Below are 12,428 nucleotides of genomic sequence, written 5' to 3' on the forward strand. Positions count from 1 at the left end.
TCGGCCTTTTTCGTGACGTAAAAAGCTTAAGACAATAAGAGACTATTTTATGAAATCAAAAACCGCGCCTTGGATTTTTACCGCTAGCTGCCCAAGCATCATCGGAACGGTCGACGTAGTGACTCGATACATGGCGCAAGCCGGCAACTATGTTGATGAAATTCACTCTTTTGATGACCGAGAGTCTGGTCGTTTTTTTATCCGCATAGAATTCTTACCACAAGATACCGATTTCAATGCCGACGTTTTTAAAACAGAATTTGCCGAACGTGCTGCAGAGTTTGATATGGATTGGTCCTTAACTGCACCAAATCACAAGCCAAAAGTGGCGATCATGGTGTCGAAATACGATCATTGTTTGAATGACTTGCTGTATCGCTTTCGGACGGGGCAATTGAACATCGATGTCACGGTCATTATCTCCAATCACCCTGATTTAGAAGACCTAGCGAAATGGCACGGCATTCCTTATTACCATTTGCCTATCACTGCCGATACCAAGCTAGAACAAGAAGCTCAGGTGCGAGAACTGATTGAGCAATACGATACCGAATTAGTCGTACTAGCACGTTACATGCAAGTGCTTTCTCCAAGCATGTGTGAATATCTTGATGGTCGCGCAATCAATATCCATCACTCTTTACTGCCAGGATTTAAAGGCGCTCGACCTTATCACCAAGCATGGGAGAAAGGTGTAAAAATGGTCGGCGCGACAGCCCATTATGTTAACAACGATCTAGACGAAGGCCCGATTATTTCCCAAGGTATCCAAGTGGTGAACCATGCTCATTACGCAGAAGATCTAATCGCCAAGGGCCAAGACATCGAACGTGTCACCTTGTTCAACGCCGTAAAATGCCACGTGGAAAAACGTGTGTTTTTAAATGGCAAACGTACAGTAGTATTTGGGGGATAATAAAGACACTTAACAGTGGATGTCTCAAAGTGGGATGTTGTTCGGGGGAGCAACGTCCCATTTTCTTATGTTTTTCTAAACTCCTGTCTATCTTTGTGGTCTGTTCACAACATTTATGCGTATAAAACAGAATTCTACGCCATTTATATTTAGAGACCGTAATGTTTGCTCTTCAAAAAATAGCCATAGCGCTAAGTTCATTAGTACTGGTTGCTTGCACCAAGGTGGGTCTCAGTCTCGCTAATTTACCTAATACCTTCAGTGATACCGAAACGACAAATGATATTGCTTATGGTGCTGAGCCTTGGCAAAAGCTAGATGTTTATGTTCCGCCTCATTCTCCTGGTCAATCACTTCCTATTGTTGTTTTCTTTTATGGCGGTAGCTGGAAAGATGGCTCTAAAGACATGTATCCCTTTGTCGGTGAAGCTTTCGCTAAAAAAGGTTATATCACTGTGATTGCCGATTACAGCAAATACCCACAGGTAAAATTTCCGACCTTTGTTGAAGATGGCGCCAAGGCAGTTGCTTGGACGTATCGCCATATTGCCGAATACCAAGGCGACCCTGAGCGCTTGTTTATAGCAGGACATTCTGCTGGTGCCCATATTGGTGCAATGGTCACGGCGGACAAACATTACTTGCAAGCCGAAGGCTTAACGCCATCCATTATAAACGCCTTTGCTGGCTTGTCTGGCCCGTATGATTTTGTGCCTAATGAAGAAGATTATATGGATATGTTTGGCCCCCCGGAAAACTACCCAAATATGCAGGTAACGACCTTTATTGATGGTAAAGAGCCGCCAATGCTATTGCTCTGGGGCGCTGACGATACCATTGTTGGTAAAAGTAACATGGACAAGCTGATTGCAAAAATTAATGTTGAGCAAGGTGCTGTTGAGAGCAAAGTTTACGAAGGGGTTGGTCATGCCGATATGGTGTCTAGCCTTGTTTGGTTTTTGAAAAGCAAAGCCCCTATATTGGGTGATGTTAACGAATTTTTTCAGCACAATGGGGCAAATAAGATCAAGGTACAAGACTAAAGTCTACTGGCAATTTGCTTGCTAAAGGAAGTGCTTACGTATTTTAATAGTTATTCTCCGTTTACACAAAAACACACAAAATTACGATAATCAAGATTGTTTTTTTGGAAAAATATTATTTGGATGTAAATAACTCATAGCATGTATCCAGTTTAGAAGGGCTTAATGTGAATTTAGTTCGACTTATTTATGCAAGCACCATTAGCGATCAATTTGTGGTTGATGATATTGGCCGTATTCTCAAAGCGGCTCGAGTCAATAACAAAGCCATCAATGTGACCGGTTTGCTGTCTTTTAATCGAGAGTTCTTTCTTCAATGTTTAGAGGGAACGCGTCAAGATGTGAATAACATTTATCATAAAATTGCGACGGATCCTCGTCACAAAAAACCTGAAATAATTGATTACCAGGAGATCTCCCACAGGGAGTTTGATAGTTGGAATATGGGCTATTTACAAAATACTGAGAGCCTTGCTGAATTGATCTATCAGCACACAAAGAGTATCAGCTTTGACCCATATAAGATGAACGGTGAGAGTGCTAAGTCGCTATTGCTGGATATAAGAGATGAGATCAAACAGGCCGAATCGCAATGATGCTCTAACAAGGGCATCCTTCAATGTGGATTCTGGCATAAGCAATTCTTATGGTGATGATTCCCAAATGTGTGGTTGTGGTATTTTTTACTGTTTGTTCAGTTTAGTATACCCGCCTCTTTCTATTGATACGTTGCGAAGTACCTTAATATGACGGAAACCAGTTTCAGCTTAGATTTGGCCGCTGAATTAAAGGCCATCGTAGGAAATCAATACACCTTAACCGATGAAGACAAGACGAAACCTTATAGTCAGGGCATTCGTCTTGGTGGTGGTAAGGCCTATGCGGTTGTGCGTCCAGGTAGTTTGATTGAAATCTGGAAATGTCTGCAAGCCTGCGTAAAAGCCGACGTTATTGTTATTATGCAAGCGGCTAACACCGGTTTGACTGGTGGCTCAACACCAAATGGTGAAGGTTATGATCGTCCTATTGTGATTATAAGTACCATGCGAATCGACGATATTCAGTTGCTTGACCAAGGCAAACAAATCGTCGGTTTTGCGGGAAGTACCTTGTTTGGCCTAGAAGACACGCTGAAACCCTACGGGCGTGAACCGCATTCTGTTATTGGTTCTTCTTGTATTGGTGCGTCTATCGTTGGCGGTGTGTGTAATAACTCTGGCGGCGCGTTAGTTCAACGTGGCCCGGCTTATACAGAAATGTCGTTGTTTGCTCAAGTTACCCAAGATGGCGAACTGCAATTGGTAAACAACTTAGGCATTGAGTTGGGTAACGACCCAGAAGAAATTCTGACCAACTTGCAAAACAAAACCTACCAAGAAAAAGACATTCAATTTCCAGACAAACGTGGTTCTGACAACGAATACCATGAGAGAATTCGAGATGTTGACGCGGACACGCCGTCGCGTTTCAACAACGATCCAAGACGTTTATACGAAGCATCCGGTTGTGCGGGTAAACTTGCCGTATTTGCTGTGCGAATTGATACCTTTCCTATCCCAGAAAAACATCAAGTTTTTTACATTGGCACCAATGATCCAGCCGTCATGGAACAGATGCGCCGTGATATGTTGTCGACCTTTACCAATTTGCCTGTGTCTGGTGAATATATGCATAACAGCAGCTACGATATTAGTAAAAAATACGGAAAGGATAGCTATTTGGTGATCGACAAGCTGGGCACAAAATACATTCCTAAAATGTTTGCTCTTAAGAGAACCGTAGACAGATGGGCGGGTAAATTGACCTTTATGCCAAACAAGTTCTCCGACATCATGATGCAGTACATGAGTCAGCTTTTTCCGAATCATCTACCAAAACGCATGGAAGATTTTCGCGAAAAATATGAACACCATTGGATAGTAGAAACCAGCAATGATGGAGTCGCAGAAGCCCAAGGCTATTTAGAGAACTTCTTTAAAAATAATGAAGGCAGCTATTTTGCTTGTACCAAACGTGAAGCTGATCAGGCCATCTTGCATCGCTTTGTGACCGGTGGTGCATTAACACGTTATCACTTAATGAATGGCAAAGATCTCGGTTCCATCATGACTATCGATGTGGCATTTCCGCGTAATGAACGCGATTGGTTTGAAGAACTGCCACAAGACATCGAAGAAAAAGTCGCCGTAAAAATGTATTACGGGCATTTCTTTTGTCATGTTATGCACCAAAACTACATCATGAAAAAAGGTGTTGATGGTAAAGCCGTGAAGAATCAGATTCTATCCAGCTATGATGCCCGTGGCGCAGAATACCCCGCTGAGCACAATGTAGGCCATGAGTATGCAGCTAAACCCGCGTTGCGCGAGTTTTACCAAAAGACGGATCCAACCAATAGCTTTAATTCAGGGATTGGCGGCACCAGTAAACTGAAAAACTGGCAAGCACTAAGCGACGAACACAAAGGGTGTGGCTGCAAGTAATTTTGTTTACATAAAGGAAGATCATGTTACGTTTTTTTGAAAAATGGGTATCAGCTTATCCTGAAATAGAAGCTGCACAAGCACCGAATACCTTGGTGGCTTTTTGTCGTTATTTTTCGAGAGGGTTAGAAATCCCCTTGATTTTGATGTCGGTGTTGACCGCTACATTGGCTATCTTAGAAGTCGTTTTGTTTAGCTTTATGGGACAGCTCGTCGACTGGTTAGTGAATAGAGAGCCCAAGGCATTTTTTGCGGAAGAAAGTACCCATTTGATTTTAATGTCGTTGATGATATTGGTGTTTATGCCACTGGTTACTTACCTGCATTCCGTTATTGTCCATCAGACTTTATTGGGTAATTACCCGATGCGGATTCGTTGGTTGTCGCACCATTATATTTTACGACAAAGTATGGCGTTTTTTCAGGATGAGTTTGCTGGAAGAATCTCAACGAAAGTGATGCAAACTTCGTTAGCTGTGCGTGAAACTGTGATGAAACTTTTAGATGTTCTGGTATATATCGGCGTCTACTTTATTTCGATGGTTGTTTTAATTGCGAATGCAGACTATCGACTGATGATCCCTATGCTGGTCTGGTTGGTATTTTATGTTTTGTTACAGTTGTATTTTATTCCAAAACTAAAGCATATTTCGGCGGAGCAGGCGGATGCACGCTCCACTATGACAGGGCGGGTGGTTGACAGCTACAGCAATATATCCACTGTTAAGCTGTTTTCACACCATCAGCGAGAAGCAGATTACGCCAAAGAAGGAATGGATGGTTTTTTGCAGACGGTATATAAACAGATGAGATTGGTTACCAAGCTCAATGTTGGGGTCCAGCTGTGCAATTATCTATTAACTTTTTCCGTGGCAGCTTTGTCAATTTGGCTTTGGACAGATAGCATTATTAGTGTTGGTGCTATCGCGATTGCCGTTAGTTTAGCGCTTCGAATTAATGGTATGTCTCAGTGGATAATGTGGGAAATCAGTACCTTATTTGAAAATATTGGTATGGTGAACGACGGTATGAAAACTCTCTCACAGCCGATAGACATTCAAGATAAACAAGATGCTCAAGTGTTGACGGTTTCGCAAGGGGCCATTCAATACCAAGCAGTGAATTTTCATTACGGCAAACAAGATGAAAAAGTGATTGAAAACCTTTCTCTGTCGATTAAACCGGGTGAAAAAATAGGCTTAGTAGGGCGTTCTGGTGCCGGCAAGTCTACCATAGTCAATTTACTCATGCGTTTCCACGATATTGAATCAGGGCATATCCTGGTTGACGGGCAAGACATTAGCAAAGTGAAGCAAGATTCTTTACGTGCCCAAATTGGTATGGTGACACAGGATACGTCCTTGCTTCACAGAACGGTACGCGAGAATTTACTTTATGGGCGTCCTAATGCCACAGAAGAAGAGATGGTAGCGGCGGCTAAAAAAGCCGAAGCACACGATTTTATTCAAACTTTATCCGATCCCTTTGGAAATACTGGCTACGACGCTATGGTTGGGGAGCGGGGCATTAAACTATCAGGCGGGCAACGTCAGCGTATTGCTATAGCTCGTGTTTTGTTGAAAGACGCGCCCTTATTGGTGTTAGACGAGGCCACATCAGCCTTGGATTCTGAAGTTGAAGCCGCTATTCAAGACAGTTTATACAAATTGATGCAAGGCAAAACCGTGATCGCAATCGCCCACAGGCTGTCTACTATTGCGGCAATGGATCGCTTGATCGTACTGGATAAAGGGCACATTGTAGAGCAAGGTCGACACGATGAGCTAATTCAGAACGGAGGGATTTATGCTTCTCTTTGGGCGCATCAAACAGGTGGTTTCTTAGCCGAAGACATTGAACTTGATGACGACACTAAAGCGTGATGCTTGATGAGTCAAAATGGATGGCATATCAACACTGTGGATTTTGCCGCTCGTGAAACACTAAAAGGAAAATAGTGATGACGTATTTCATTTTGTTTCTGGCAATACTGGCAGAAGTGGTGGCGACTACAGCATTAAAAGCGTCTGACTCTTTTACTAAACTCGTACCTACGGTGATTTTGGTGGTGGGTTATGGGGTGTCTTTCTACTTATTGACGATAGTTATGCGTTCAATGCCAACCGGTGTGACTTATGCTATCTGGTCTGGTTTAGGTGTTGTATTGATTTCATTGTTTGGTTATTTTTTTGCGCATGAAAAGCTTGATTTGGCAGCCTGCATAGGAATGTCTTTGATTGTAATAGGGGTCGTCGTGATTAATGTTTTCTCCAAAACGGTAGGGCATTAAACAAAAAATGCCCACTAAACGTATCGCCTAGTGGGCATTTTTCAATCAGTGGTAAAGGTAAGATTATGCGACCTTTTTCTTACCAAATACTTTACTGATCAACGGCATTACTAAGACTAAGATCGCAATAACCATAATGGTCAGAGTCAATGGACGTTCCCAAAGGAACGCCAAACTACCATCAGAAAGCACCAAAGAGCGGCTCAGGTTCTGTTCCATGATATCTCCCAGAATGTAGCCCAATAACATGGGTGCCATAGGGAAATCCAACATTTTAAGAAATAGTGCGATTACCGTAATAAACACCATCATCTGAATATCAAACGTGTTGAAGCTGACCAGATACACACCCGTGATAGAGAAGAACAAGATCAACGGAATTAAAATCTGACGAGGAATCGCCAACAAGCGCGAGATATAGGGAATTAAAGGCAAGTTCAGAATCAAGAGTACTAGGTTGCCAAAGTACATAGAGATAATAACAGACCAAAACACATCAGGGTTATCAACAAACAAACGCGGACCAGGTTGAACACCAGCAGCGATTAGTGCACCCAGCATGATGGCCGTTGTGCCTGATCCAGGTATACCTAGAGTAAGTAAAGGGACGAACGAACCAGTAGATGCCGCGTTATTGGCTGTTTCTGGCGCGGCTAAACCACGAAGAGCACCTTTACCAAATTTCAATTTTTCTTTGGCGGAAGCAAAGTTACGCTCCATACCGTAGGCCAAGAAAGAAGCGATAGTGGCACCAGCACCCGGCAACACACCTATGATAAAACCAAACACAGAAGAACGTGCCACCGTTGGGGCTACTTCCTTCACTTCTTCTTTTGTTAGCTTCATGCTACCAAGTGCGGCCATATTGATTTCAGGATCTTTTTCTAGATGCTGACCTTTCATAACCGACATAATCACTTCAGTTAATGCAAACGTTGCCATAGCTAGCAATAGAAAGCTGACACCATCAATTAAATCGATGTTACCAAATGTGAAACGAGGGACCCCTGTCATGACATCCGCACCGACAGTCGCAATCATTAGACCAAAAACAGTCATCATCATGGCTTTTATGACTTGTCCCTTTCCGGAAAACGCCGCCACAGCGGTAAGACCAAGGACCATTAAAGCGAAGTAGTCGCCAGATTGAAAGCTCAACGCCACTGAGGCCAGAGCAGGTGCAGCAAACAACAGTATGATTGCTCCTACGGTCCCACCAACAAATGAACAGTAGGCCGCCAACGCTAATGCTTTTCCTGCTTGTCCTTTTTGTGCAATCGGGTAGCCATCGAATGAAGTAACAACAGTACTTGAACAGCCTGGTGCATTGATAAGGATGGATGAAGTAGAGCCACCAAAAACCGCGCCATAATAGACACCAGCCATCAAAATAATACCAGATGAAGGATCTAGGCCGTAAGTGATAGGGATCATCAAGGCCACTGCTGAAATGGGGCCAAGACCAGGTAACATTCCAATGAAGGTACCAGCGAAACAGCCCACCACAACCATCATAATGTTAAAGGGCATTACGGCGGTGCCAAGCCCAACAAATATTCCGTCTAACATGTCCTTAAACTCCAAACAGCATGGTTATTAAGCGCCCTGGGGCAAGGTAAATATCGAGTAATTGAGATAGCGCGAACCAAATGAAAAGGCCAAAAGGCAGTGAAGCAAGAATCAATATTTTCCAGCGACGCTCACCTAATACCCAGTAACCGCCAATTAAAAATATCACTGTAGAAATTAAGAAGCCGAACCACTCTAATGCCAAACCGAATAGAACGACCAAGGCCAATAATTTTACAACAATAGAAAAGTCATAACCCTTCAGAGAAAGACGTTCACCCCCATTTCGGCTAGCATTTAAGATTAAAGCGATTGATAAGATACACCCCAGTAATGCCAATACTTTTGGTAATGTTTGTGCGTTAAAGGGTTCGTATTCATCACCGGGGATCATGGAAATATCACCCGCATAATAGCCATAAGCAGCAGATAAGCATAAAAACGCCAACCCACCAATATGATCTTTAGTAATAACCATAGGGTTCACCTTTGACGACTAAAAGCCGTCTATTTCGCAATTAAATAGGGAGAATGACAGAGCTTCAAAAGACATAATTTCATCAATTGAAGCTCTATAGCTTAGGTTTTAGATGCAAAACCCATTAGAACTAATTTCTTTTGACTATTATTTCAAGAAGCCAAGTTCACGCATTAGGTCACCAATGACCGCTTCTTGATTTTCAAGGAAAGCAACAAAATCGGCACGAGGTTTGTAGATTTCTGACCAGCCGTTACGGTCACGGACAACTTGCCACTCTGTTGTGTCATACATTTTGCTAAGCAGATCCGCGTATTCGTTGGCTGCTTCATCAGAAAGACCAGGCGCACCAAAGAATCCGCGCCAGTTAACAAAGCTAGCGTCATAGCCTAATTCTTTAAGAGTAGGGACGTCTGGAGCCGTGCTAGATCTTTCGTCGCCCGTAATGGCTAGAATACGAACTTCCCCTGCATTGGCTAGTACAACGGCTTCACTGAAACCCGTAGAAAGTAGTTGTGCTTCACCAGACAAGATACCCGCCATTGCGGTGCCACCTGCATCATATGCAACGTATTTGAGTCGACGAGCGTCACCACCAGCGGCTTTGAACGCCATAGCTGCAACCAAATGATCCATGCTGCCACGAGCAGAACCGCCTGCAATAGAAACAGAACGAGGATTAGCGTTAAAATCGCTGACTACTTGATTGAAAGTTTGATACTTGGAACTTGTAGGCACGACGAATGCACCATAATCGCCAATAACTGCAGCAATAGGTGTTAGATCACGAAATGACTGGGGGAAAACTTTAGATAAGGAACTGATAACGATAGGTGTAGAGTTCACCATCAAGGTACCATGACTTTGATCGGCTTTCTCAATTAAGTTTGCAATGGCTTTACCGCCACCGCCGCCAGATAGGTTTTCGAAAGAAGCTGTGTCAATCAAGCCAGATTTAGTTAGCGCTTCACCAACACCACGAGCCGTACCATCCCAGCCACCACCAGCACCGCCTGGGATGAGGAAATGGATGTCGTCAACGGCAGCATTAGCCGATCCCATGCTAAGCGTCGACGCAAGAGCCGCTGCCAACAAAGTAACTTTATTTCGAGCAATAAATTTAGATAACATATTATGACCTCATTTTGTTTTTATAATGTCTTACGCAGCTAAATATATTCGGCTATTGCATGATTAAAAATAATTTGTCATTAAAGGCTATATAATACTTTAACGCCATTTTGTTCATTTTGTTCACAGGCGATTTGACCGAATCTTCGTTAGTATAGACATTAAAAGAGAAAATGAGAGATGAATAATCCTTTGCGTAACTTTAAACTCAAAACTCGCATGACCCTCATTTTAGGTTTAATGGCGCTGATGCAAACGAGTATCTTGGGGGTGTTTGCCCTAAATTATTTGTATCATTCACTTGAAGAGCAGGTGGCAGAGCGTGCGCTTAACGTCGCAAAAACCATTGCTGTAATGCCTGAAATTATTAGCGCCATCGAATTACATGACAGTCAGTATCTTCAGCCTCTTAGCTTGCAGTTAGCGAAAACGACGAACGCCCGCTTTGTTGTAATCGGTGATAGCAAGAGTATCCGTCTGTCCCACCCAACCCCTGCTCGCATAGGTCAGCCTATGTATGACGATGAAGGCGATTTCAATGAGCCAGCGCTACTAGAAGGCTTGGCATATGTGCAAAAAGCAACGGGAAGTTTGGGGTCATCCATTCGCGGCAAAGCGCCTGTTTTTGATCACTCTGGTGAAGTGATTGGTGTGATTTCGGTTGGTTTTATGCTGGATGCCGTGGACACTATAACAGCGCGTTACCGAACCACGTTATTGATTGCCATTTTAGGCGCTTTTTTAATCAGCGTCTTAATTGCATTCTGGTTTGCTAACCACTTTAAAAAAGCTATTTTTGGCTTAGAGCCGGAGCAGATTGGGCTGTTGTTTGAAGAGCGCAACGCTACGTTGGAGTCCATTCGTGAAGGTATTATTGCGATAAACGCGGATGGGGTCATTACCACGTTTAACCGCGCAGCATTACACACATTAAATCTTCAGGATAAAACCTTGTTATTGGGTAAGCCCATTCACAGTATTTTGCCTGATAGCCAAATGTTGAAAGTGCTGGCTTCTGGTGAGCCGCAATTTGATGAAGAGTTTTGGTTAAATGGTTCTTGTTTTATTACTAATCGCCTACCTGTGCGTCAAGACGACAACATTATAGGCGTGGTATCCAGTTTTCGCCCTAAAGATGAGCTTGATATGGTTAGTCGTCAGCTTACCAAGATTCGACAATACGCCGACAGTCTACGCAGTCAAACTCATGAATATTCTAACAAACTGCATACGATTGCAGGCTTAATACAAATCGGTGCTACAAAAGAGGCGCTCGCTCTTATTGGCCAAGAAACAGAAAACCACCAAACGCTGATTCATTTGCTTGTCGCTGCTGTTCCAGACCCGATTCTTGCGGGTTGTTTGTTAGGGAAATACAATCGAGCCAGCGAATTGGGCTTGGTATTATCCATTGACCCAGACAGTCACATGACCGATATTCCTTTACATATAGCCCGTGAACAATTAGTCAGCATTATTGGTAATTTGTTAGACAATGCCTTTGAAGCAACGCTTTCTCACACGGGAGCAGGTGGCGCGGTGAGTTTAACCATGACAGATTTAGGTAACGACTTGATCTTTGAGATTGAAGATCAAGGCGCCGGCATCTCGCCAGAAGATCAAGAGCGTATTTTTAAAAAGGGCGTGACGAGTAAGGACGAATTGGGACATGGTATTGGTTTGCACCTCGTTAACACGTTTTTGATGCGCATGGGGGCAACGGTTACCATTGAGCCCGGAGAAAACGTAGGCAGCCGATTTACAGTCTACATACCGAAAAATACACCCAGCATTGACCGCATAATAATAGAAAAGGTAAGTGAATGAGTTCTAAAATACGGGTAGTGATTGTCGAAGATGATTTACAAATAGCCGAAATCCAAAAGCGATTTTTAGAGCGGATTGAAGGCTTTGAATTGGTTGGATTGGCTCATGGCCTTGAAGAAGCTCGTGATCTAGTCGATATATTAAAACCTGAATTATTGCTACTTGATGTGCATTTTCCTAAAGGGAATGGCTTAGAATTGTTACGAGACCTCAGAGCGAACGATTCTCCTACCGACGTAATACTGATTACCGCTGCGAGAGAAACCGACACATTGCGTGCTGCGCTACATGGCGGCATATTCGATTACATTCTTAAGCCATTAGTGTTTGAGCGTTTAAAGGATGCTCTAACAAACTACGCCGCACATCTTGAAAAGCTTCATGCGATGAGCACTTTGGCACAGGTTGATGTGGATAAGCTTTTACCTCGTAACTCGTATTCTTCTTCTGTTCATACAACTCCGCAATTGCCCAAAGGGATTGACGGATTAACCTTAGGAAAAGTCCTTGATGCCATCAATGAAACAAATGCCCCATTAAACGCTGAAGATGTTGGTAAACAAATCAACGCCAGTCGAACTACCGCAAGACGATATTTAGAACACCTTGTGAGCCGAGGCGAGTTGGTGGCCGAGGTCAGTTATGGCAGTGTGGGGCGTCCTGAACGACGTTATCAAAAAAAACACTAACG

11 protein-coding genes are annotated in these 12,428 nt (G+C 43.3%); 8 read left to right on the forward strand and 3 right to left on the reverse strand.

Translation table 11 applies throughout. The annotated features are described in order from the left end of the window. The first annotated feature begins 49 nt into the window (after positions 1-49). From purU to EBI00_RS08850, 6 genes are all read left to right on the forward strand, one after another. Positions 50-916 carry a formyltetrahydrofolate deformylase gene (gene purU, locus EBI00_RS08825; protein ID WP_123095568.1) on the forward strand — a complete coding sequence of 289 codons (867 nt, stop codon included), beginning with the start codon at positions 50-52 and terminating at the stop codon, positions 914-916. Between the two features lie 161 nt (positions 917-1,077). Further along, positions 1,078-1,959 carry an alpha/beta hydrolase gene (locus EBI00_RS08830; RefSeq protein WP_123095569.1) on the forward strand — a complete coding sequence of 294 codons (882 nt, stop codon included), beginning with the start codon at positions 1,078-1,080 and terminating at the stop codon, positions 1,957-1,959. 167 nt (positions 1,960-2,126) lie between these two features. Next, positions 2,127-2,555, forward strand: a complete 429-nt coding sequence (locus EBI00_RS08835) for a BLUF domain-containing protein (RefSeq protein WP_123095570.1) — start codon at positions 2,127-2,129, stop codon at positions 2,553-2,555. Between the two features lie 150 nt (positions 2,556-2,705). Beyond that, entirely contained in the window at positions 2,706-4,442 is a 1,737-nt protein-coding gene (dld, locus tag EBI00_RS08840; RefSeq protein ID WP_123095571.1) for a D-lactate dehydrogenase, read from the forward strand. 23 nt (positions 4,443-4,465) lie between these two features. After that, positions 4,466-6,325, forward strand: a complete 1,860-nt coding sequence (locus tag EBI00_RS08845) for an ABC transporter ATP-binding protein (protein ID WP_123095572.1) — start codon at positions 4,466-4,468, stop codon at positions 6,323-6,325. Between the two features lie 77 nt (positions 6,326-6,402). Then, positions 6,403-6,732, forward strand: a complete 330-nt coding sequence (locus EBI00_RS08850; protein WP_123095573.1) for a DMT family transporter — start codon at positions 6,403-6,405, stop codon at positions 6,730-6,732. A 63-nt stretch (positions 6,733-6,795) separates the two neighbouring features. Here EBI00_RS08850 and EBI00_RS08855 read toward each other — a convergent pair whose 3' ends face one another. From EBI00_RS08855 to EBI00_RS08865, 3 genes are all read right to left on the reverse strand, one after another. After that, a complete protein-coding gene (locus EBI00_RS08855; RefSeq protein ID WP_123095574.1) occupies positions 6,796-8,301 on the reverse strand; it encodes a tripartite tricarboxylate transporter permease in 1,506 nt (501 codons plus the stop codon). Positions 8,302-8,305: 4 nt separating this feature from the next. Next, positions 8,306-8,779, reverse strand: coding sequence for a tripartite tricarboxylate transporter TctB family protein (locus tag EBI00_RS08860; RefSeq protein ID WP_123095575.1), 474 nt, complete (start codon positions 8,777-8,779; stop codon positions 8,306-8,308). A 147-nt stretch (positions 8,780-8,926) separates the two neighbouring features. Then, positions 8,927-9,910: a tripartite tricarboxylate transporter substrate binding protein gene (locus EBI00_RS08865; RefSeq protein WP_123095576.1), complete on the reverse strand. Its 984-nt coding sequence runs from the start codon at positions 9,908-9,910 to the stop codon at positions 8,927-8,929. A 180-nt stretch (positions 9,911-10,090) separates the two neighbouring features. On the opposite strand from EBI00_RS08865, the gene EBI00_RS08870 reads away from it, so the two are divergent. Both EBI00_RS08870 and EBI00_RS08875 read left to right on the forward strand, forming a co-directional pair. Then, entirely contained in the window at positions 10,091-11,737 is a 1,647-nt protein-coding gene (locus EBI00_RS08870; protein WP_123095577.1) for an ATP-binding protein, read from the forward strand. Then, a complete protein-coding gene (locus EBI00_RS08875) occupies positions 11,734-12,426 on the forward strand; it encodes a response regulator (RefSeq protein ID WP_123095578.1) in 693 nt (230 codons plus the stop codon). The genes EBI00_RS08870 and EBI00_RS08875 overlap by 4 nt, the downstream gene beginning before the upstream one ends. Positions 12,427-12,428 lie beyond the last annotated feature (2 nt).

It is taken from the genome of Marinomonas hwangdonensis (assembly GCF_003721245.1).
GTDB lineage: Bacteria > Pseudomonadota > Gammaproteobacteria > Pseudomonadales > Marinomonadaceae > Marinomonas > Marinomonas hwangdonensis.